This is a genomic window from Psychrobacter sp. Ps4 (assembly GCF_022129285.1).
GTDB classification, from domain to species: Bacteria; Pseudomonadota; Gammaproteobacteria; order Pseudomonadales; family Moraxellaceae; genus Psychrobacter; species Psychrobacter immobilis_A.
In genome coordinates this window covers 30,599-54,240 of record NZ_JADQAK010000022.1, presented here as the reverse complement: position 1 = coordinate 54,240, position 23,642 = coordinate 30,599, and the positions used below count along the sequence as shown (strand labels likewise).

21 protein-coding genes are annotated in these 23,642 nt (G+C 43.7%); 20 read left to right on the top strand and 1 reads right to left on the bottom strand.

All coding sequences use genetic code 11. The features are described from left to right. The first annotated feature begins 257 nt into the window (after positions 1 to 257). From I3252_RS12020 to modA, 14 genes are all read left to right on the top strand, one after another. Positions 258 to 1,637 carry a NarK family nitrate/nitrite MFS transporter gene (locus tag I3252_RS12020; RefSeq protein WP_238035358.1) on the top strand — a complete coding sequence of 460 codons (1,380 nt, stop codon included), beginning with the start codon at positions 258 to 260 and terminating at the stop codon, positions 1,635 to 1,637. A 348-nt stretch (positions 1,638 to 1,985) separates the two neighbouring features. Next, positions 1,986 to 5,744, top strand: coding sequence for a nitrate reductase subunit alpha (locus tag I3252_RS12015; RefSeq protein ID WP_238035357.1), 3,759 nt, complete (start codon positions 1,986 to 1,988; stop codon positions 5,742 to 5,744). 92 nt (positions 5,745 to 5,836) lie between these two features. Next, positions 5,837 to 7,375, top strand: a complete 1,539-nt coding sequence (gene narH, locus I3252_RS12010) for a nitrate reductase subunit beta (RefSeq protein ID WP_055125087.1) — start codon at positions 5,837 to 5,839, stop codon at positions 7,373 to 7,375. Between the two features lies 1 nt (position 7,376). Beyond that, entirely contained in the window at positions 7,377 to 8,231 is an 855-nt protein-coding gene (gene narJ, locus I3252_RS12005) for a nitrate reductase molybdenum cofactor assembly chaperone (RefSeq protein ID WP_238035356.1), read from the top strand. Positions 8,232 to 8,245: 14 nt separating this feature from the next. Then, the gene (gene narI, locus I3252_RS12000; protein ID WP_045447153.1) at positions 8,246 to 8,971 is read left to right on the top strand and encodes a respiratory nitrate reductase subunit gamma; all 726 of its coding nucleotides are present in this window, start codon (positions 8,246 to 8,248) and stop codon (positions 8,969 to 8,971) included. Between the two features lie 143 nt (positions 8,972 to 9,114). Then, a complete protein-coding gene (locus I3252_RS11995; RefSeq protein ID WP_238035355.1) occupies positions 9,115 to 10,179 on the top strand; it encodes a peptidylprolyl isomerase in 1,065 nt (354 codons plus the stop codon). A gap of 144 nt (positions 10,180 to 10,323) precedes the next feature. Further along, complete coding sequence (gene glp, locus I3252_RS11990; RefSeq protein ID WP_238035354.1) at positions 10,324 to 11,619, top strand: gephyrin-like molybdotransferase Glp; 1,296 nt, start codon at positions 10,324 to 10,326, stop codon at positions 11,617 to 11,619. A gap of 334 nt (positions 11,620 to 11,953) precedes the next feature. Further along, entirely contained in the window at positions 11,954 to 13,063 is a 1,110-nt protein-coding gene (gene moaA, locus I3252_RS11985) for a GTP 3',8-cyclase MoaA (RefSeq protein ID WP_238035353.1), read from the top strand. 57 nt (positions 13,064 to 13,120) lie between these two features. Next, positions 13,121 to 13,651: a molybdenum cofactor biosynthesis protein B gene (moaB, locus tag I3252_RS11980; RefSeq protein WP_238035352.1), complete on the top strand. Its 531-nt coding sequence runs from the start codon at positions 13,121 to 13,123 to the stop codon at positions 13,649 to 13,651. Between the two features lie 3 nt (positions 13,652 to 13,654). Further along, complete coding sequence (locus I3252_RS11975; protein WP_238035351.1) at positions 13,655 to 14,413, top strand: NTP transferase domain-containing protein; 759 nt, start codon at positions 13,655 to 13,657, stop codon at positions 14,411 to 14,413. A 60-nt stretch (positions 14,414 to 14,473) separates the two neighbouring features. Next, positions 14,474 to 14,992 carry a cyclic pyranopterin monophosphate synthase MoaC gene (gene moaC, locus I3252_RS11970; RefSeq protein WP_238035350.1) on the top strand — a complete coding sequence of 173 codons (519 nt, stop codon included), beginning with the start codon at positions 14,474 to 14,476 and terminating at the stop codon, positions 14,990 to 14,992. Between the two features lie 52 nt (positions 14,993 to 15,044). Continuing rightward, positions 15,045 to 15,335: a MoaD/ThiS family protein gene (locus I3252_RS11965; RefSeq protein ID WP_238035349.1), complete on the top strand. Its 291-nt coding sequence runs from the start codon at positions 15,045 to 15,047 to the stop codon at positions 15,333 to 15,335. A 59-nt stretch (positions 15,336 to 15,394) separates the two neighbouring features. Then, positions 15,395 to 15,886, top strand: coding sequence for a molybdenum cofactor biosynthesis protein MoaE (locus I3252_RS11960; protein WP_060491603.1), 492 nt, complete (start codon positions 15,395 to 15,397; stop codon positions 15,884 to 15,886). Between the two features lie 94 nt (positions 15,887 to 15,980). Beyond that, complete coding sequence (gene modA, locus I3252_RS11955) at positions 15,981 to 16,826, top strand: molybdate ABC transporter substrate-binding protein (RefSeq protein WP_238035348.1); 846 nt, start codon at positions 15,981 to 15,983, stop codon at positions 16,824 to 16,826. A gap of 24 nt (positions 16,827 to 16,850) precedes the next feature. On the opposite strand, the gene I3252_RS11950 is transcribed toward modA, so the two are convergent. Then, positions 16,851 to 17,330 (bottom strand): hemerythrin domain-containing protein, encoded by a 480-nt coding sequence (locus tag I3252_RS11950; RefSeq protein WP_238035347.1) that lies wholly within the window; start codon positions 17,328 to 17,330, stop codon positions 16,851 to 16,853. A 63-nt stretch (positions 17,331 to 17,393) separates the two neighbouring features. On the opposite strand from I3252_RS11950, the gene I3252_RS11945 reads away from it, so the two are divergent. The 6 genes from I3252_RS11945 to I3252_RS11920 all read left to right on the top strand — a co-directional run bounded on the left by I3252_RS11945 (position 17,394) and on the right by I3252_RS11920 (position 23,533). Next, on the top strand, positions 17,394 to 17,834 hold the full coding sequence (locus tag I3252_RS11945) for a CopD family protein (protein WP_238035346.1): 441 nt from the start codon (positions 17,394 to 17,396) through the stop codon (positions 17,832 to 17,834). A 398-nt stretch (positions 17,835 to 18,232) separates the two neighbouring features. After that, complete coding sequence (locus I3252_RS11940; protein WP_238035345.1) at positions 18,233 to 19,969, top strand: phosphoethanolamine--lipid A transferase; 1,737 nt, start codon at positions 18,233 to 18,235, stop codon at positions 19,967 to 19,969. A 40-nt stretch (positions 19,970 to 20,009) separates the two neighbouring features. Beyond that, entirely contained in the window at positions 20,010 to 20,696 is a 687-nt protein-coding gene (locus tag I3252_RS11935; protein ID WP_238035344.1) for a response regulator transcription factor, read from the top strand. Between the two features lie 72 nt (positions 20,697 to 20,768). Then, positions 20,769 to 22,115 carry a HAMP domain-containing sensor histidine kinase gene (locus I3252_RS11930; RefSeq protein ID WP_238035343.1) on the top strand — a complete coding sequence of 449 codons (1,347 nt, stop codon included), beginning with the start codon at positions 20,769 to 20,771 and terminating at the stop codon, positions 22,113 to 22,115. Between the two features lie 156 nt (positions 22,116 to 22,271). Then, on the top strand, positions 22,272 to 22,745 hold the full coding sequence (locus I3252_RS11925; protein WP_238035342.1) for a diacylglycerol kinase: 474 nt from the start codon (positions 22,272 to 22,274) through the stop codon (positions 22,743 to 22,745). Continuing rightward, positions 22,742 to 23,533 (top strand): PAP2 family lipid A phosphatase, encoded by a 792-nt coding sequence (locus I3252_RS11920; protein WP_238035341.1) that lies wholly within the window; start codon positions 22,742 to 22,744, stop codon positions 23,531 to 23,533. The genes I3252_RS11925 and I3252_RS11920 overlap by 4 nt, the downstream gene beginning before the upstream one ends. The last annotated feature ends 109 nt before the right edge of the window (positions 23,534 to 23,642 follow it).

Sequence of the window (23,642 nt, the reverse complement as noted above, 5' to 3'; positions counted from 1 at the left end):
CCTGCCCGCAATATACCCCTTTTAGTCATCAGTATACCACTATGTATGAATACTCTTCATCGGGATAACACAGTACCGTGAGTTATCATTTTTTGAAAGAGCAAGTGATTCATAGCGCTCATAAGCCAGTACGGCGGCTCTTTGTCATTAACAATAACAAGAGTAAGCGCTACGGTTTACTGTAAGTTTAGACAGCCATTTGATGATAAAAAATACTGAACATAACTAGGCATAGCTGATACTAAGTGAGGAATAACATGGGCAATAATTACAACTTCAAAGGTGGTAAGCTCATCACTGACTGGCGACCTGAAGTAGAAGAATTTTGGGAAGGAGGCGGCAAAAAAGTCGCTCGTAGAAATTTATGGATATCCATTCCATCGTTGCTATTGGCATTTGCAGTATGGATGGTATGGAGTGCCGTCATCGTCCGTCTGCCAGAGATTGGTTTTGATTTTGATGATGGGCAGTTGTTTTGGCTCGCCGCGCTGCCCGGACTATCAGGGGCAACGCTGCGAATTTTTTATTCTTTTATGGTGCCTATCTTTGGTGGGCGACGTTGGACAGCGATATCTACCTTATCCCTGTTAATCCCAGCATTATGGATGGGCTTTGCGGTTCAGAACCCTGATACGCCATTTATGATATTTGCCATCATTGCCCTACTTTGTGGCTTCGGTGGTGGTAACTTTGCCTCCTCCATGTCCAATATCTCGTTCTTCTTTCCAAAAGCAGAACAGGGCACTGCTCTTGGGCTAAACGCGGGTTTGGGTAATCTTGGCGTATCGGTGATGCAGTTCGTTGTACCGATGATTATATTGGTAGCAGCCTTTGGCAGCTTAGGCGGCGACCCACAAGTCTCTGCAAGTGGTCAGCTGTTTTATCTACAAAATGCAGGCTTTATTTGGGTACCCTTTATTCTGCTATTTTCAGCACTGGCATGGTTTGGCATGAACGATATTGCCACTGCTAAAGCTTCCTTTAAAGACCAATCCGTTATCTTTAAACGCAAACATAACTGGATCATGTGTATCCTATATATGGCGACCTTTGGCTCGTTCATTGGTTTTTCCGCTGCGTTTCCGATGCTGATTAAAAACTCATTTCCCGCCATTGATGCGCTTAAGTTTGCCTTCTTGGGTCCTTTAGTTGGTGCACTATTTCGCCCCTTAGGTGGTTGGATATCTGACAAAACCAGTGGCGCAAAAGTGACTTTTTGGAACTATATCGTGATGGTATTGGCGGTAGTGGCGGTGATGTATTTTCTCCCTAGCGAGACTCATGAGGGCAGCTTTGTCGGATACTTCATCTCCTTTATGGTGCTATTTATTACCACGGGTATCGGTAACGGCTCTACCTTTACCATGATTCCCGTTATCTTCAGAACCTTTCATGAACGCCTTGAACCTCAAAAAGCAGGTACAGAGGACTTGTTTGTCGAGATACGTAAAGAATCAGCAGCAGTGGTTGGCTTTACGTCAGCGATAGCGGCCTATGGCGCATTCTTTGTCCCAAAAATGTTTGGTTCAGGACTGGGTGTTGATGGTACTTTTATCGCTTTAATTATCTTTTATGTTCTCTGTATTGTGTTGACATGGTGGTATTACAGTCGCCCTAATGCTGAGATTCCTTGCTAAAGCAGCCTTGTATAAATCATTCTTTGAAAACAGATTTTTAAATTAAAAACATCTTTCTTTATAGTGCTACTTGCCAGCGTAAGTAGCACTTTTTTTATTTTTACCAATCTATATTTTGCTTATTAATAAGCCCAACTCATAAATACTTAACGATTTTTTAAGCAAATTTTATCATTTACCGCTACTACTAAGGTGGTAGTGCTCTGCTCATGTTAGCGGATAGCAAGAGGGCGATGGCTTACTTAAAATAATACCATCGAAAAACATTTACAGCTTGGGCAAAGGGTTGTTTTTACCACGCCATTCAGCTTTAGATACCCCATAGGCAATAATACAGAGGATAGCGAAATGAGCCATTTACTCGACCAATTCCGTTTTTTTAAACGTAAAAAGGGCGAATTCTCCGATGGGCATGGTGAGACGCGCGATGAGTCTCGTGACTGGGAAAATGTGTATCGTAGCCGTTGGCAGTATGACAAAGTCGTGCGTTCAACGCATGGGGTCAACTGCACCGGTTCTTGCTCATGGAAAATTTACGTAAAAAACGGCTTGGTCACGTGGGAAACGCAGCAAACTGACTATCCTGAAACCCGTCCAGACCTACCAAACCACGAACCGCGTGGCTGTCCTCGTGGCGCAAGTTATAGCTGGTACATGTATTCAGCGAACCGTGTGAAATATCCTAAAGTACGTAAGCCGCTTCTAAAATTATGGCGTGAAGCCAAAGCGCAGTATCCTGATCCTGTCGATGCTTGGGGCAGTATTATCCAAGACCCTATCAAAGCAGAACAGTATAAATCCAAGCGCGGTTTGGGCGGCTTTATTCGCTCAACGTGGGCAGAAGTCAATGAAATCATCGCCGCTAGTAATGTCTATACCGCCAAAACCTTTGGTCCTGACCGTATCGTTGGCTTCTCTCCGATTCCTGCGATGTCGATGGTCAGTTACGCCGCCGGTAGTCGTTATTTATCGTTGATTGGTGGTGTCTGCTTATCTTTCTATGATTGGTATTGTGACCTGCCGCCAGCCTCGCCAATGGTTTGGGTCGAGCAAACTGACGTGCCAGAATCAGCCGATTGGTACAACTCTGATTATATTATTGCTTGGGGCTCAAACGTTCCGCAAACACGCACACCCGATGCGCATTTCTTTACCGAAGTTCGTTATAAAGGCACTAAGACCGTTTCTATCACCCCTGATTATGCTGAGGTTTCTAAGTTAACTGACTTATGGCTAAATCCAAAACAGGGTACTGACGCAGCGGTCGCACAAGCATTCTGTCATGTCATTATCAAAGAATTTTATCTTAAGCAGCCAAGTGACTATTTCTTAGATTACGCCAAACGCTATACCGATTTACCAGTCCTTGTGATGCTAGAAGGTGAAGAAGGCGCGCGCCGTGCTGGTCGCTATCTACGCGCTTCTGATTTAATCGATAATTTAGGTCAAGAAAACAATCCTGAATGGAAAACCATCGGTCTAAATAGTGATGGTGAACTGGTCTCTCCACTCGGCTCGATTGGCTATCGTTGGGGCGAAAAAGGCAAATGGAACCTTGAGCAAAAAAATGGCACCACAGGCGCAGAGATTGACCTAACGCTGACTTTGAAAGACAGTAATGAGACCTGCAAAGTCGGCTTTGATTACTTTGGTCATGTGGATCATCCACATTTCACCTCGGTACCGGGCGAAGCAATACAGCAAAAAACCGTTCCTTGTAAAACCATTACCCTTGCCGATGGCAGCACTGCTATCGTTGCGACCGTCTTTGATCTAACCGTTGCCAACCTTGGGGTGGATAATGGTGTTGGCGGCGAGCATGTCACCGACGACTATAACGATGCAACCGTACCGGGCACGCCTGCTTGGCAAGAAGTCATCACCGGTCTAAGCCGTGAGCGCGTCATCCAAGTCGCACGTGAATTTGCTGAAAACGCCCATAAGACTCATGGTAAATCGATGATTATCATCGGCGCGGGTATGAACCACTGGTATCACCTCGATATGAACTATCGCGGCGTGATTAACATGCTGATGCTGTGCGGCTGTATCGGCAAATCTGGCGGCGGCTGGGCGCATTATGTTGGTCAAGAAAAACTGCGCCCTCAAACGGGTTGGTTGCCATTGGCCTTTGCGCTTGATTGGCATCGTCCACCGCGTCATATGAACGGCACGAGCTTCTTTTACAATCACAGCTCACAGTGGCGTCACGAAACCATTTCTGCCCATGAAATCCTCTCGCCTCTCGTCGATAAAAAGTTCTTCCCTGAGCATATGCTTGATTACAACATTCAAGCAGAGCGTGCAGGCTGGCTGCCTTCAGCGCCGCAATTAAACCGCAATCCACTGACCATTGCTGCCAAAGCCAAGGAAAGCGGCAAAGGCGTGGAAGAATATGTGGTCGATTCTCTCGAAGATAGCAGCTTACGCTTTGCTTGTGAATCACCTGATAACCCAGCCAACTTCCCTCGCAACATGTTTATCTGGCGCTCAAACCTATTGGGCTCATCAGGTAAAGGTCATGAATATATGCTGCATTATTTCTTGGGCACCAAAAACGGCTTGCTCAATAAAGAAAATGCAGAAGGTCACCTGCAACCAAAAGAAGTCGATTGGGTAGAAAAAGGCCCGACTGGTAAATTAGACTTGGTTGTCACGTTAGACTTCCGCATGTCTTCTACCTGTTTGTATTCTGACATCGTGCTACCAACTGCAACTTGGTACGAAAAAGATGACATGAATACCTCAGACATGCACCCATTCATTCACCCATTAACCGCCGCGACTGACCCTGCGTGGGAATCTAAGACCGATTGGGAAATTTATAAAGGAATTGCCAAGAGCTTCTCTGAAGTATCAAAAGGTCATTTAGGTGTTGAAACTGACGTTGTCACCTTGCCGATGCAACATGACACCCCAGGTGAGTTGGCACAACCATTTGGTGGCACTGACTGGAAAACGGCTGGCGAAAAACCTGTACCGGGTAAAAACTGTCCCATGATTAAAGTGGTTGAGCGTGACTATCCGAGCACTTATAAAAAGTTCACTTCTATGGGTCCTGCCTTAGAAAAACTGGGCAATGGCTCGAAAGGCTTGAATTGGGACATGAAAACCGAGGTCAAACAGCTGGGGGATTTAAACCACCGCGTGACTGAAACGGGTATCTCTGAAGGCAGACCACGTCTCGATACAGCCATTAATGCTTCTGAGATGATTTTGATGCTCGCGCCTGAGACCAATGGTCATGTCGCCGTAAAAGGATGGAGCGCGCTCTCTGAATTTACTGGTCGCGACCATACTCATCTTGCCAAATCTAGCGAGCACGAAAAAATCCGCTTTAAAGATATCGTCGCACAGCCACGTAAAATTATCTCAAGCCCGACATGGTCAGGTATTGAGTCGGATCAGGTCAGTTATAACGCGGGCTATACCAACGTCCATGAGCTGATTCCATGGCGTACGATTACTGGTCGCCAGCAGTTTTATCAAGACCATCCTTGGATGCAGGCGTTTGGTGAGCAAATGCAGCAGTATCGTCCACCTATCGATACCAAGACCACTGAGCTGCTCAAAGACGCTAAACCAAATGGCAATAAAGAGATTGTACTGAACTTCTTAACACCGCACCAAAAATGGGGCATCCACAGTACCTACTCTGAAAACTTGCTGATGCTGACCCTAAGTCGCGGCGGACCTTGTGTCTGGATGTCAGAAGTCGATGCCCAAAAAGCTGGCATCGTCGATAACGACTGGATTGAGCTGTTCAATGCTAATGGGGCAATCACTGCCCGTGCCATCGTCAGCCAACGCGTTAAAGAAGGCATGACCATGATGTATCACGCCCAAGAAAAACTGGTCAATATTCCAGGCTCTGAGCAAACAGGCACGCGTGGCGGTATCCATAATTCGGTCACTCGGACGATTTTGAAACCGACGCATATGATTGGCAGCTACGCCCAGCAGTCTTATGGCTTTAACTATTATGGCACCGTCGGTTGTAACCGTGATGAGTTTGTCGTGATTCGTAAAATGTCAAAAATCGACTGGCTAGAAGACAAACCCGATAACGAATTGCCACGTCCATTACCAACCAGCATTGAAGGGTAAAGCTGTTTCTTCTATCGAAAAGATATCCTAATTTCAGGATATCTAGGAAGAACATAAAGCTGCTTTTTTACTATTATTTGGAGCACAGATCCATGAAAATTCGTTCGCAAGTCGGCATGGTGCTTAACCTTGATAAATGTATCGGTTGTCACACCTGCTCAGTCACCTGTAAAAACGTCTGGACCAGCCGTGAAGGTATGGAATATGCGTGGTTTAACAACGTTGAATCAAAACCCGGTATCGGCTATCCCAAAGAGTGGGAGAACCAAACCAAATGGAAAGGCGGTTGGATACGCAATGCCAATGGCACCATCAATCCGCGTATCGGCGGTAAATTTAGAGTATTGGCAAATATCTTTGCTAACCCTGACCTACCAGAGATTGATGATTATTACGAGCCGTTTGATTTCGATTATCAACATCTGCATACCGCGCCTATCAGCAATCATCAACCTATCGCCCGCCCGCGCTCAGCCATTACTGGCAAGCGTATGCAAAAGATTGAATGGGGTCCTAACTGGGAAGAAATCCTCGGCTCAGAGTTTGAAAAACGTCGCAAAGATAAAAACTTTGACAACATCCAAGCGGAGATTTATGGCGAGTACGAAAACACCTTTATGATGTATTTGCCACGTCTGTGCGAGCATTGCTTGAACCCAACTTGCGTCGCATCATGCCCAAGTGGCGCGATTTATAAGCGTGAAGAAGACGGCATTGTCTTGATTGACCAAGAAAAATGTCGCGGCTGGCGCATGTGTATCTCAGGCTGCCCGTATAAAAAGATTTACTACAACTGGAAGTCGGGGAAATCTGAAAAATGCATCTTCTGTTATCCACGTATTGAAGCTGGCTTGCCGACCGTTTGTTCCGAAACCTGTGTTGGTCGTATCCGCTACTTGGGCGTCTTGCTTTATGATGCTGACAAAATCGCTGAAGCAGCAAGCACCCCTAACGAGCAAGACCTTTATCAAGCACAGTTAGACGTATTTTTAGATCCAAATGACCCTGCTGTTATCGCCCAAGCATTAAAAGACGGTGTACCGCAATCGGTCATTGATTCAGCCCAGCGCTCACCAGTTTATAAGCTAGCGATGGATTGGAAGCTTGCGCTACCGCTACACCCTGAATACCGCACGCTACCGATGGTTTGGTATGTACCGCCATTATCACCGATTCAAAATGCTGCTGAAGCAGGCAAAGTCGGTATGGATGGTTTGATTCCAGATGTCGACAGCTTACGTATTCCACTGCGTTATTTAGCAAACATGCTTACCGCAGGCGATGAAGAGCCAGTACGTTTGGCATTGAAGCGCCTACTGGCTATGCGTAGCTACAAGCGTATGCAATTGGTTGAAAAACAAGAAGTCCAAAGTATTTTGGATGATGTGGGTTTGACCAAGCTGCAAGTGGAAGAGATGTACCGCTACTTGGCTATCGCCAACTACGAAGATCGCTTTGTAATTCCAACGGCGCATCGTGAAGAAGCATTGAGTGATGCATTCGCTGAGCGTAATGGTTGCGGATTCACCTTTGGCGAAGGCTGTTCAGGACATTCGGACAATAGCATGTTTGGACAACGCAAAACCAATCGCCGCGATTTCATCGATACTGTCCAAAAGTGGGAGTCATAAGATGCAAACTACTCAACTTAATAACAGCACTTCAGTGCATGAGCCAATTACCCAACCAACCATCGGCAACTCGGATTTGAAGCTACTCAAGGTACTCAGTCTACTTATCGACTATCCAAGCAATGAGCTGTTTCTCAGCGATACGCTTGCCGATTGCACCGAAATTGTCGCCAAATCAACGCTGATTAGCCCAGAAGTACGGACGCAAATCATCGACTTGATTGAAGATTTAATCGATACCGGCTCTCTTGAGGCGCAAGCGCGTTATGACGGTTTGTTTGAGCGCGGTCGTTCTTTATCATTGTGGTTGTTTGAGCATGTACATGGCGAATCGCGCGACCGTGGTCAAGCGATGGTCGATTTGATGGGTCAGTATCAGGAGGCTGGCTTTGAGATTAGCGTCAAAGAGCTGCCTGATTATCTGCCTTTGTATCTTGAATTTTTAGCGTATCAAGCAACTATTATCGAAGACGACATTCAAATTCGTATGGATATCGCTGATGTTAGCCATATCCTCGCTTTGCTTGCCGCCAGATTAGAGGGTCGCGGTAGCTTGTATAAAGGCTGCTTTAATGCGCTATTGCAAATCGCTGGTAAACCGCTCGATATCGTTGAAGAGTACCAAGAAAAAATCAGTAAAGAAAAGCGTGATGACAGCTTTGAGGCATTAGACAAAGAATGGGAAGAAGAAGTGGTGACGTTTTTAGATGCGCAACAAGAAGAGCGCTGCCCGTCACAGACAAGTACCCAAAATCTTGCAGCAAAAGCTGGTATAAAAAATGCCTCTGCTACAAATGCGGTCGATGCTCCAGTGCACTGGGTAGATTTTAAAACCAACCAACCGGTTAAATCATAATAAGGAGAAAGGACATGAATATCGCAGATCCTAGTGTGCAGTCTTTAGCCAACCTAAACTGGCTACAAATTTTCCTTTTTGGCGTTTATCCGTATGTGGCATTGACCATCGCTATTATTGGTACTTGGGTACGTTTTGATTTATCTCAGTATTCATGGAAGACGGGCTCGACGCAGATGCTCAGAAGCAAAAACATGCGCCTTGCCAGCAACTTATTCCACGTTGGCATTATCGTGGTCTTGCTCGGTCATTTATTTGGTATGTTGACGCCGCATTTTCTTTATGACAGATTTATTAGCGCTGGGCATAAGCAGATTTTAGCAGTGGTCGTTGGGGGTATCGCAGGGGTGTTTTGTTGGTTCGGTTTGGTCATGCTCATGTGGCGACGCTTTACCGATGACCGTATCTCAAACACCTCATCGTTCTCAGACAAGCTGGTATTAGTGCTGTTATTCATCCAGCTGAACTTAGGTCTGCTGTCCATCTTTACGTCAGTAAAGCATTTAGATGGCTATACCATGATGAATTTGGCAGGCTGGGCACAGGACATCACAATCTTAAGACCTTTGCAGGCAGCGGCGCGCATTGAGCAAACTGACTTAATTTATCAGCTGCATATGGCGCTCGGCATCACCCTTATTGCGATATTTCCGTTTACACGGCTTATTCATATCATTAGCGCGCCAATTTGGTATTTCGGCCGTCGCTATCAAATTGTCAGACAAAAGAACTCTCAGTAAGGCTGTAGAGCAGTATCTAAATGGAATGGCATTTTTAACCCTATCCTCACCTAGATACTGCTCTTTACCCTACCTTTAACGATAAATCAACACGCCCTATATTTTAGAATTTCTATTACCAGAATCCTTAGTGGAGCAAAGCCATGACTGTCAGTACCTACAATCCAGCCGACCATGCGACCAACCAAAACGCTCATGTGCACAGTGGTAAACATCACAGCCATGGTAATGATAATCACAGTCACAGTCACAGTCACAGTCATGCCGATCACACTCCTACTGGTCGCGGTGATGATATTCTTAGAGTAATGCCAACCTTGTCTGATTTGCAAAAACCGCATTCTGACCAAGAGTTCATCGAAAAAGCAATGGCAGAAGAGCGCAGCAACCATAAAAACCTGATTGCCTCTAGCCGTGATGAGCTGCCTTCAGTGACGGTCAATGGGGTGATGATAGATAGAACCAATATCGCCCAAGAGCTGCAATATCATCCAGCAGAAAACAAAGAAGACGCCGTCTTTTTAGCGACGCAAGCCTTAGTAGTGCGCGAATTACTGAGATTGGCGGTTTTAGATGAGCCAAGCCTTGGTGAAGCGGCATGGGAAAACGACGAAGAGCAAGCCATTTCTACTTTAATAGACAAAAACGTTCAAGCAACGATGCCAGATATGGCAACCTGTGAGCGCTATTATAAGCAGAATATGACTGACTTTAAGACTGATCCCATCATGACTGTACGCCATATTTTATTGGCATGCCCGCCTGAAGATGGTGATGAGCGCTTAAAGCTTAAAAAGACCGCTTACGAGTTTATCGAACAAATCAAAAATAACGCCAATCCTGATGCAGAATTTATTCTGTTAGCACGCCAGCATTCGGCTTGCCCTTCAAAAGAGCAAGGTGGCGAACTGGGTGTGATTAGCAAAGGTCAAACCGTACCAGAATTTGAAGGTGTATTGTTTAAGCTAGATAAAGGACTTGCGCCAAGCCCTATCGAAAGCCGTTACGGTTTTCACATCGTTGAGGTGCTCAATAAAGAACCTGGCATACAGATGACTTATGAGCAAGTCAGTCCTGCAATCCATAATAAACTGAGCCAACAAGCCTTTCACCAATCATTATGCGACTACTTGTTTACCTTAGCGCATGAAGCTGATATCCAAGGTATCGAGATGACACTTGAGCAAGAGAATATCTTCCGCGGCTAAGCAGTCCGCTGTCGGTCACTTAATTCTTATGTTATAAAGTAGCTGCTATGGTATAAAGGTTCTTGTGATACAACACCCTTTTTATGCTATGTGTCGTTCAATATCAATAACACAGTTCAATATTAATAAAATGAGTAGACGTTTATGATTACGGTTGCAGGACTTATCTCTGAAATACAGCAGCGCATAGAAACTTACAATACTAACGATTATCCGCTACACAAAAGAGTGGTCGAAAGCTACGATTTATTAGACAGCCGTCATCATATATTGGCAGAAGATATTGTCTCGCCTTTTGCCATACCAAGACAAAATCTATCGGCGATGGATGGTTATGCGATCGCTAAAGACAGCCTACTCTCAGCAGACAGCACGATTGATATCGTGGGTGAATCACAAGCGGGCAGTCCTTATAGTGGCGACATTTCAGCAGGACAAGGGGTGCGTATCTTTACCGGTGCGGTCGTTCCTGATAGCTGTGATACGGTCATCATGCAAGAAAATACCAACTTTGCCGCCATAAAAGACCGCATTGATAAATCGCAGCTTTATACTATTACCCTCAGTCAAGACGCTAAGCATGATGACAATATCCGTAAACAAGGCGAAGAAATTGAAGTTGGCGAAGCGGTTCTATTAAAGGGTAAACGCCTAAATCCTGCTGATATTAGCTTATTGGCTAATTTGGGCTTTGGTCAAGTGACGGTATATCAGCCTTTAACCGTTGGTGTACTCGCAACAGGTGATGAGCTAGTTGCCATTGGCAATGAGCTGACCAGTTTGGCGCAAATCTATAACTCGAACACGCCTACCCTAAAAAGCTTACTCGCTGATTTACCCATTACTATTCGTGATTATGGCATCATTGCTGATGATTTAGATAAAACCACCACTGCCGTAACCCAAGCGATGCAAGAGTGCGACGCCCTTATCTCTACGGCTGGCGTATCGGTTGGCGATTATGATTTTTTAACCACGGTTATTGAGCAGCTTGGGCAGATTAACCACTATAAAGTCGCCATGAAACCCGGTAAACCGTTTGTCTTTGGCGAGCTGACACAAAATCTTGCTAAGCCGGTATTATATTTTGGCTTACCCGGCAATCCGCTATCAACCGTCGTTGGTAGCTTACAATTTGTCATTCCAGCCTTATGGCAGATGGCAGGCGCTGCGCCACAAGAGCGTCCCATGCAGTTAAGCCTAACCGCAACGCTTAAAAACGATATTAAAAAATCAGCAGGACGGATGGATTTTCAAAGGGGAATTGTATCGCAGAATGACGCTGGCGAATTTCACGTTGAGAGCTTTAGCAAGCAACAATCGCACCGTATCAAACAGCTTAGCCACGCCAATTGCTTTATTGTCTTGGCGCAAGATTCTGGCAATGTGGCTGCCGGTGAAACTGTAAAAGTGCAGCCCTTTCCTTGGTTGCAGAGCTAAACAACAGCTAAACAACAGCTAAACAATTGAATCATTAATAACGGTATAGTTAAAAAGTTGCATGGCTAATCAAGGGTATAACGAGTTACACAGTTAATAACTCTTTATACTGTTGATTAGCCATGAATCATGAGAAACTGCTTAGGGCGTATCTTGATTTTAAAAATCATAACCAATGAGCATCTACTACTTTGGTGGTAGTTTTCAGCTCACTTATGGTGAATGGTTATTTGCTAGCAAGCTGTCATAATCGTATTTAAATAGATTTTCCCACTCACAACCTGAGGCAACGCCTAAAAGTACACACTATACTTAATATTAATGGTAATCATCTATGAACCATCTTGCCCCCAACGCAGGTAACGTAGGTAATGCGCAATTGTATTCGCCTGCCGCTGCACCCGCTATTTTTGATGGTGACTCATCGAAAACTGCTATCACGTCGACGTATTCTCCGGCCACGCTCTCTCAACCATTAACCGATGGTTTCGCACGACGTCTCACCTATTTGCGTCTATCGATTACTGATTTCTGTAATTTCCGCTGTGAGTATTGCCTGCCAGATGGCTATCAAGGCAAACCACCACAAAATGAGCTCAGTGTCAGCGAAATTGCTACCTTAGTCCGCGGCTTTGCCCAAGTCGGTACTAAAAAAGTCAGGATTACTGGCGGTGAACCCTCTATACGCCGTGACGTGGTCGACATTATTAAAACCATCAAAAACACCGAAGGCATTGAAACGGTTGCCATGACCAGTAATGGTTATAAACTTGGTAAACACTTAGCTAACTGGCAAGCGGCTGGACTGAATCAGCTGAATATCAGTATGGACAGCTTTGATGCCGCGACCTTCCATAAGATGACTGGCTTTGATATGTTGCCACAATTGCTGGCTGATATGGATACCTTGCTGGCAACCACAGATATTAAGCTGAAAATAAACAGTATTTTAATGGCTGAAACCGCCTTTGAAAATCTAATGAATGCCATCGACTATGTCAAAGACAGAGCGGTTACTTATCGGTTTATTGAATTTATGCAGACCAGTGACAACAGCGATTTGTTTTTTGCCCAGCATGCACAGTCCGATATCATTACCAATTATTTAAGCAAACACGGCTGGCAAACCCATATACGTGGTAGCAACGACGGTCCAGCGATAGAATATAGCCATCCAGATTATCAAGGGCGTATCGGACTAATTGCCCCTTATGCTGCTCATTTTTGTGATAGCTGCAATCGTTTGCGGGTAAGTAGTCAAGGCAAGGTACATCTATGCTTGTTTGACCAAGGTAACTACGATATTCGTCAGTATCTCGAACAAGATGACGTGGCGGGGCTTGTGAATACCTTACACAGCTTTATGCCGATTAAACCTGAGCATCATCATCTTCACGAATCAAACAGTGGCATGATGAATAACTTGTCGATGATTGGCGGTTGATTTATTAATAATAAAAACTTTTATTTTCACAGCAAGCGTATTTATTAAGGAATATCCATGAGTAAGCTGCAAGCCCCCTTTACCCCGCTTAATATCGCTATTTTAACGGTTTCTGACAGTCGTACTATTGCAGAAGATACCTCAGGGCAGTATTTGGTTGACCAACTGACCACAGCAGGACACCAACTTGCCGATCGTCAGCTGATTATTGATGATATTTATAAAATCAGAGCCGTCATCAGCGGTTGGATTGCCGACCCTAATGTACACGCTATTATCACCACGGGCGGTACTGGCTTTTATATTCGCGACAGTATGCCAGAAGCAGTCGGCGTATTATTTGATAAGTCGGTTGATGGTTTTGGTGAGATGTTCCGCTTAATCTCAAAAGACGATATCGGCATGTCTACCATCCAATCTCGTGCTGTGGCTGGTATGGCAAATGGCACGGGTATTTTTTGCCTACCCGGTTCATCAGGTGCTTGCCGCACTGCGTGGGAAGGTATCTTACAAGAGCAGCTCGATAGCCGCACACGCCCCTGTAATTTTGTGCCACACTTTATGCGCACCAATCCAGGTCACGATTGATTCATGGTCGATGTTGCAGATAGATTAATCGAAGTAGATAAATGCAATCTCTTAGCAGGTATCGTTATTTTGGCGGGCGGCGCATCCAAACGTATGGGATCGCCAAAAGCTGAGTTGATACTCCCGACAGGTGAGCGTTTACTTGATTATCATGTCAGACAAGCGCTTGAATTGAGTGCTGCGATGATAAGCAATATACCTATTATGATTGCGGATAATGGACGCGGCTTTAGCATCAATCCAGATTTGCTTAAGAATTCGCCATCGCCAGTCTTTCATATTACTGATTATCTATCTGCTAACGATCTTTCTAACAATATTCTGTCAAGCAATGATGATAAGCCGATTGAAACAGGCGGCGCGTTGGTAGCGATTGAGTCAGCACTGCAATCTATAACAAGCTCAATAGAATTAACGACAGACACAAGCCCACATATATCTTGGTTAACGGTTATCAGCTGTGACAGCTTAATTCCTGTCACAGATTTATGGCAAAAACTGCAACCTTATATGACGAACAATTCTGATAAAACTGTTATTTGCCTAACAGATGACAGTAATTTATATCCATTGTTAGGTTTATATCGTTTAAGTATTGAACCTAATTTGAAGGATTATATTGACGATGGACAGCGGCAAGTGATGAAGTTTATTCAGCCAATTGTGCAGCCCGTCCCTTTCGCAAAAAACTGGCAGTATCTAACCAATTTTAATACGCCTAAAGATTTTGAGCATGCCTGTTTAGCTTTAGACGACTTATAAAAAGGTTTATTGAGAGAAGCTGACCATCTGATAAAAACTGGCCATTTAAGAGAAATGAAAATGAATAGCGACCAAGTAAACAACAATAATAAAAACAATCAATCTGGCTTGTCCCATTTAGACAGCGACGGTGATATCACCATGGTCGATGTGAGTGGCAAAACGGCTAGCACCAGAGAAGCTTGTGCTCTCGGACAAGTGGTTTTCCCCGCAGACATTTATACGCAAATCAAAGCCGCTGACGGTATGACCAAAAAAGGCAGCATCACCCAGACTGCTCATATTGCCGGTATCATGGCAGCCAAACGCACCCACGATTTGATTCCACTTTGTCATCCGCTGCCCTTAGATAAAATCAGCTTAAGCTTTGCATACGATGATGACCAAAACAGTATCACTGTGACCGCTACCGCGAAAGTCACCCATAAAACTGGGGTAGAAATGGAAGCATTAACCGCCGTTAGCGTCGCTTGCTTGACCATTTATGACATGACCAAAGCTATCTCGCATGACATTGTGATTGATAATATTCATCTCATGAAAAAAACGGGCGGTAAATCCGACTATCAACATACCTGAAAGTAATTTGAAAACTATAAAGTTAAGCAGTTCATAAATAAGGGAGATTGCTATGAGCACTTTAATAGAAAGCAATACAAATTCTAAGTTAGACACCACGATGAATATTAACGTCTTATATTTCGCTAGCTTAGCTGATGAAGCCAATTGTCATGAAGAAACAGTCACTGTGCCACAGTCGACTTCATTAACTGAACTCTATGAGCAATTACGCCAAAAACATCGCTTCAGTCGTCCGCAGTCGGAGCTACGCGTGGCGGTCAATGACTATTTTTCCAAATGGACAGATGAGATTTATGAGGGTGATAGTGTTGTTTTTATCACGCCAGTGGCTGGTGGTTAAAACCATTTAAATATCATTTGTATCACTAAGAATCTTAAAAACAATAAGAGAAAATGGTTATGACAGACAATGTGCACGGTCAATCGATGAGCATTAAACGTACCATTGATGAGGCGTACCTCATCGCTGAACGTGATGGTTTTGCGCTGTTAGATACCGATATTGATGAAAGTCGTCTTAAAAGCACCCTTGATAATGACAGTTGCGGCGCGTTTGTCTGCTTTGAAGGACGGGTACGCAATCATAATAATGCCAGTAGCGTCAATCGTTTGACCTATTATGGTTATGAAGATCTTGCCATCAATCAAGGTCGCGCCATTATTGAAGAAGCCAAAAAGCGCTTTGAGATTACCCATGCCATTGCCATCCATCGTATCGGTGCATTAGAGATTGGTGATGTCGCTATTTGGGTTGGCGTGGTTTCTGCCCATCGCTATCCTGCCTTTGATGCGTGTCGCTGGATATTGGATACTATTAAAGCCGACATTCCAGTTTGGAAGCAAGAATATTACCAAGACGATTCCTCTAAGTGGCTTAGCAATAATGGGTAACAATGCGCTTCAAATGACTGCTTAAAGCGATAGCTAACCTTTAGCAATAACAGTGAGCGACACTGGCGAGCAATAATAAGAAGGCTTCATAATAATGATTAAAATAATAACAATATCATCAGCTTGCTTAGCGTTAATGCTAACTGCTTGTAGCAAAGAGCAAACCACTCAGCCATTCCAATCAGATGTCGAAAACACCACTGAGCAAAGTCAAACACTGCGCATCGCAGCGGCTGCCAACTTATCAGATGTATTGCCTGAGATTATTGCGGGTTATAAAATGGATAAGAACTTGCCTGCACAAGCGATTGATGTGACGTATGCCTCTTCAGGTAAGTTATATGCGCAGATTACCTCTGGCGCACCTTACGATATATTTTTATCCGCCAATCAAGAATTCCCTGCCAAACTTGCCAAAGAAAAACTAGATAACGCAAAATCTGCTGACGAAGCAACCCACGAGCCCTTTACTTATACCCAAGGTCAGCTGGCACTTTATAGTGTTAACAAATCCCTTAAAGGACTCAATACTACTACTTTAAATGCATTATTGATGTCTGAATCTGATAGCAAAATCACCATTGCCAATCCAGAACTTGCCCCTTATGGCAAGTCGGCACAAGCCTATCTACAAACACAAAAAATCTTTGACACGCTCACTGAGCAAAGTCGCATTATTCAAGCTGAAAATATCGGGCAAGCGTTTCAATATGCGCACACTGGTAATGTCGATTATGGCTTTATCGCTCAATCACAACTGACAGCGATTAAAGCCACGCCTGAGCAGTTCTATACGTTAGCGCCAGACGCTTATCCCCCTATTTTGCAAGACGGGTTGGTGATTAGTGAGACTACTGCCGCGACAGATTTTTCAAACTATCTGCGCTCGCCTGCTGGACAACAGTATTTTTCTGACGCAGGTTATCTCGCTATAGAGTAAGACAACTTTGATAAAAAACGTGCTCTAACGGTTCTCATCGGAGCGTTTGATACTGTCTGGACTGGCATCATAAATAGCCTCTAATTCTTCTGTTGTCAGATAGCGCTCAACGATAGGAAACAATTCTCGTTCTTCAAAACGAATATGATCATATAGCAAGGTGGCGAGTTTTTTGACTTGTCCAACGGTGACGTGATTGCTTTGAGAGTGCGGCAAATCTTGAACCTCTGCCATGAGTGCATGCAGGGACTTGTGCTGCGCATCAAGTTTATTCAGTACCGATACCACCTCAGGTTTGGAGCTGCTATGAGGCTGTAAGGCATGAGCCATTAGATTGTCTTCAATCTGAAAATGCTGTTGCATCTCGTTAATATAAGACGTGATATTTAGCCAATGCTCGGCAATTGCGTTAGGTTCATCAGCACACTCTTTAGCATGGCGAGATAGATTCAGACCTAGATGATGTTGACGAGATAATGGTTGTAATTGTGCGGCGCGTTTCATGATTAAGTACCTCAGTTAATCGACATAAAGCCCTATGTCAGTGGCATTTAAGGATTGTTATCTATGCTTAACTATATACTCATACTACACTTGTTAGGCGCTACTGTCTGGACAGGTGGGCATCTGATTTTGACCTTGGTGGTCTTACCAAAAGCACTATCATCCCGAAATATTGATGGTCTGATGCAGTTTGAGCAGCTGTTTGAAAGGGTTGGGATGCCAGCTTTGATGCTGCAAATAATCACTGGATTTTGGATGGCCTACCAGCTATTACCCAACATTGCTGCATGGTTTAAACTTGATAATGATTTTAGTATTCTTATTAGTCTCAAATTACTACTATTGCTAATGACTGTTCTGGTTGCCCTGCACGCTCGTTTCTATCGAATACCCAGATTGTCTGTTCACACCCTGAAAGGGTTCTCAATCAATATCATATTGGTCACTTTGTTTTCTGTCGCCTTTGTTGTCGTTGGTACGCTCTTTCGCACAGGATTAAATTAGGATGTGTCATCGTTTAGGTTATTAGGGTCTGTTGAACATTCGACCACGGCACTGACAGTGACTATTTTTTAGTCGATTTTAGATTAAAAATATCTAGTTTAGTCGTTCTAAGCGGATGTTTTTAATGACGAAGCGGCAAAAAAGAGTCCTGTCTCTTTGAGCTGATGTTAAAATCGCTTCATACTGTGTTGCAAGTCTAGCTAAGGCACGAGCATTATCTTCAATTTGCGCCTTGTCTGAAACGATTTGATCAATCAGCAGTGCCTATTTGGGAATGTTCAACAGACCCTAATATGTCCTAATATCTTATTGAATTCAACCACCTTAACATCTTCTTAACAGCGTACTTGTTACTGTAAGGCATTACACTCCTTACCATCCTGTTGAGAAGTACTTGTATGTCAATATCTCAAGCCGCCAAAATCAATGCGCCCAACGCTAATAAAAAAAGCCGCTCCCTAAGCAAGCTCTATAATCGCGAGATTAATCTCAATCATCTGATCATAGTCGTTGCTCTGTATTTAGTAGCGTCGGCGAATATTGGCTTTTTTGAGCAAGTACTCAGCGTTTATCCATTTAGCACAAACGCGGGCTTTATTTTTTCCATCATAGGCTTATTATTTGGGCTGATATGGTTGGTGTTATCACTGCTGTGTTATCGCTCAACAGCAAAAGTAGTGCTTATCATAATGGTGCTGATTGCAGCTATCTGTGGTTACTTTACCGACGCCTACGGGTCGATATTTAATCGTGATATGCTCATTAACGGCTTACAAACCGATCAAGCAGAAGCCATGGGATTGATGGCACCCAGTCTATTTATTCGCCTATTTTTACTAGGTATAGTGCCTGCTTTCATGATTGGTAACATTCGTCTACAGCGATTGTCTTGGCAACAAGCAACCCTTCAAAAATCAGTCACCCTATTATTACCTATCGTATTGATAGCGGTGTGTCTGGTGCCATTTGGTGACCAATACGCCAGCTTTTTTCGCCAGCACAAAATAGTCCGTAGTTATGTCAATCCTATTACTCCTGTTTATTCTGTCATCAAACTGGGTACTGATTATATCGCTGAGAGCCGTCGTCCCGATACGCTAATCCCTCATGCCACAGATGCAAAACGCAGTATTATTGTTAACACTAGCAACACTAGCAACCGCGCTGTAAAACCTAAGTTGATGGTATTTGTAGTAGGAGAAACCGTTCGTGCTGACCATATTGGCTTAAACGGTTATGAGCGCAACACCACGCCTTTGCTTTCAAAACAATCAGACATCTACAGCTTTAAAGACGCCTCGTCATGCGGCACATCCACCGCCTATTCAGTACCCTGCATGTTTAGCTACGCCAATAGAAAAACTTATGACCCTGATAGCGCTAGCTATAATGAAAACGTGCTCGATACGCTACACAAGCAAGGCGTCAATGTCATTTGGCGAGACAATAATTCTAGCGCCAAAGGGGTGGCTGACCGCGTAACTTTTGAGGATTATAAAACAGCCGCGCTCAATCCAGATTGTGATATTGAGTGTCGAGATATAGGCATGCTTGATGGTTTTGATAAACTGGTTAAGTCAGGCAGCTCACAGAAAGAGACACCTAAAGACACACTTATTTTGCTGCATCAAATGGGCAATCATGGACCCGCCTATTTTAAGCGCTACCCTAAAGATTTTGCAGAATATCAGCCCGTCTGTATGACCAATGAGCTATCAAAATGCGACAACCAATCGGTTATCAATGGTTATGACAATGCCATTCGTTATACAGATTATTTTTTAAATAGCGTGATCGACACCTTAAAACCCTATGAGCAAGATTATGAGGTGGTGATGGTATATATTAGTGATCATGGAGAAAGTTTGGGCGAAAACAATATTTACTTGCATGGTCTGCCATACACTATTGCGCCAAATGCACAAAAGCACGTGCCAGTGATTATTTGGTCACCGACTGGCAACGGCATTGATAGCAGCACTATTGATAGCAGCACTATTGCTAACAGTAGCCTAGCTAACATGATTAATCAGCCCGTATCACATGATTTTATTACGCCAACCTTGCTTCAGTTTTTTGGTATCACCACTGACGAAACCAAAGCAGCGCCCACCTTTTTTAAAGTGACTAATTGAATTCTTTATCATCGCTCCGCCTTTTTAGGTAATAATACTCATGTACAAGATACTCATCATTGAAGACAATCCCGATATCGTCGCCAATATTTATGCTTTTTTTGAGCCGAAAGGCTTTGAGCTAGACAATGCCCATAATGGCATTAGTGGCTTAACGCTCGCATCGAATAATCGATATGACGTCATCTTGTTAGATGTCATGCTGCCGGGTATGCATGGCACTAAACTGTGCAAAAAGCTCAGGGAAGAGCTGCATGACAAAACGCCAGTATTGATGCTGACCGCTCGCGATACGATTTTAGATAAAGTGGCAGGATTCGATAGTGGCGCTGACGATTATCTGGTTAAGCCTTTCTCATTGGTGGAATTAGAATCTCGTATTAAGGCTCTCATACGCCGACATAAAGATGATCATTTTGAGCATGGTTTAACCGTTGGCACGTTGTCTTTAAATCATAGTGAGCATACGATTACACGTGAAGGTAAGTCGCTAAAACTCACACCAACAGGCTTCAAAATACTACATACCTTGATGAGTGCGGCGCCGCGCGTGGTTAGCAAAACCGAGCTGGAAGAAAAGGTGTGGGGCGAAGACATACCAAGCAGTGATGCACTGCGCACTCACATGCATGGGGTCCGTGCGCAGGTAGATAAGCCGTTCGATAAAATCATGATAGTCACGTTGCCCGGTGTCGGTTATCAGATTATTGATCCAGATAAAGCCTAAAAAATCATCGGCTGATGTCCTTATTTGACTCTCACTGTCTTTCATAACGTCTTTCACAACGAAGTAAATACCATGTTTAATATCGACTCCATCGCCAATAAGTTTCGACTCTCCTACTTGTTATTTGCCCTATTACTGTGTGCCACTTTTGTCAGTATTTTCATGTATGCCGAAGTCAGAATGGAGCAACAGCTGGTCAAAGCTCGCTTATTGCAACAGTTAGAGCTTAGCCAAGAAAAAGAAGGCGATCAGCCTATTTATACCGCTGAACCGGGTATTAAAATTTATCGCTTCGATAACGCACCGAGCAATCTGCAAAAACTGGCAACCCAAACCGTACAAGAGATGCCCGTCACTGTCCCCACTAAAAATGGTCAATCAACAACAGAGTTACATTTTTTTAATTATAAAAAAGACAAAGAAAACTACATTTTAACTTACTTAGAAAACACTGAAATGGTGATGGGGAACTACCCTGTTTTGGCCATATTTGAGCATTTAGAAGACATATTTGCCAACGCCCTCAAAGTAGCAGTCATTTTGAGCTTATTGATTGCAGCGATATTTTCATCGCTGTCCTCCAAGCAAATTATCAAGCCTTTATTAGACTTAAAGCAAGCCGTAGAAACAGATCATCGCAACTTGACGGAATTGACGCATCTGCCCTCCGAGGTTGGCGTGTTAGCACGCGCAATCGATGAAAAAAACCACAAACTTGAGCAGTACCTCAAACGCGAGCAGCTATTTACTGGTGATGTCAGTCACGAGCTGCGCACGCCTTTGACGATTATCATGGGGGCATCAGAAGTATTGTCCTCGCAACTAGAAAACGACCCTCACTTGAGCGCATTTGCCACTCGTATCAGTACGACCGCCAAAGAAACCTCGGAGATTATCAGCGCCTTATTATTGCTGTCTCGTGCGCCTGAAAAACTGGATGCACCGCCAACGTCTATCAATGACATCGCGTTAAATGAAGTACAGCGCTTAAATTACTTGCTTCGCCATAAGTCAGTCATTTGTAAAATAGTCGCAGAACAGCTGTATGTCGCACACGTACGACCTGAACTGCTAAAAATGGCACTGGGTAATTTGATAAAAAATGCGTTTCAGTACACCGATGAGGGTGAGGTCATCATCACTATCGATGCTGAAAAAATCACCGTCACTGATACTGGTCTAGGTATTCCTGAGGTGATGATGCCGCTACTATATGAGAGATTTGAGCGTTTAGAGCAGCAGTATAAAGACATCTCATTGGATACAGAATCGTCATCGGCAGCTGACGCCCATTATCCAGTAGAAGGCACAGGCTTGGGGCTCAGTATCGTACAGCGCATCATGACACATATGGGCTGGCAGCTTACTCATCAAGTCAATCCGTTAGGTGGCAGTACTTTTATCATCAATTATCATTAGAGAAGATCTCTATTTTAAAAAAGCTTAACGTTTTCTTAATGCCTGCCCGCTTATACTTAATATCTGCTGATTTATTTCGTCCATTTATTTTTTCCACGATTAAATGGTTAAAATTTATCGCATACCTTGATATTAATAGACTGTGAAGCATTTGACATGAATAAAGCAAATCCTATTAATCTTGAAAACCAGTCGGCCAGTCGTGGGGTTTTAAGCCCAATAGCAGGCAAAAAACAACTGCTACCTCATAGCTATGCCAGTGACGCCAAGGGTAAAACAGGATTTTACCGTATTATAAAAGCCGCTGGTTACTCTCTGGACGGCTTTAAAGCAGCTTACAAATTTGAGGCGGCTTTTCGACAAGTATTTTGGCTCAATCTCATATTATTCACGGCTATTATATTGTGCCCTTTCACTATCAGCGTCAAAATGCTGCTAGTCGTCGCTTCTTTCGTATCATTAATCGTCGAACTCATTAACACTGGAATCGAAGCCAGTGTCGATCACACATCGACCGCCAAGCATCCACTGGCAAAGATAGCCAAAGATGTTGGCTCTGCGGCGCAATTTTTGGCATTAATGCTGCTATTTATCTTGTGGATGATGGCATTATTGAGTGTTGTATTTTGAAAACATATTCAGCCAATGGAGTCTGGCTTAAACTCCTATGCTTGACCATCATAGCGACACTGTTGTTTGAGCACAGCCAATTAGACATTCATATTAGTGAGCTTTTTTATACTAATGGACACTGGCTACTAGAAAAAGGCACACAACCTTTTGCCTTTATTTTTTATGACTTGCCTAAATTGCTACTCATCTTACTTGGCATTTATCTCATAACCATTCTAATTCTGAGACATAAACAGGATTCAGATATCAATCTGGTAATAAAAAATGCTAAGTACGATAAACTGCTCACGCCTTTATCCACGCGTGAAATAAGTTATCTACTGCTTGTTTTAATTGCCGTTCCCAGTATGATTGCGCTACTCAAAGGTGTGACTCATGTCAGTTGCCCCAATCATTTAATACTGTTTGGTGGCGACTTGCCTTATCTAAACGTTTGGCAAAACATAGTCGCTAACACGCCTGCCAAGTGCTTCCCAGCGGCTCATGCCAGTGCAGGATTTTCTCTGTATGGCTTGGCATTTTTACCCACTCTACATCAGTATCGCTATAGAATATTTGAAATAGTCACAGTCGTAGGATGGACGATGGGACTGTATAAAATGCTGTTTGGTGATCATTTTTTTAGTCATACATTAGTATCGATGCTACTGTCATTGACCATAACCTGCGCGCTTGCAACGCTATTTTTTAAATACCCAGTAGCGAATAAAGCCAACAGCATCAATGCTAATGGCAAAAAACCTGATGCGGCAAGCTTTCAAAAATCGTCGAAAACCCAATCTTAGCTGTTGAATAATAGCCAAATTAATAATGATATTGTTATAAAAATAAAGCTACTAAGCATTTGATAAATAATGTATAAATAGTTATTGCTGCCTGACTTAACATTGAGTA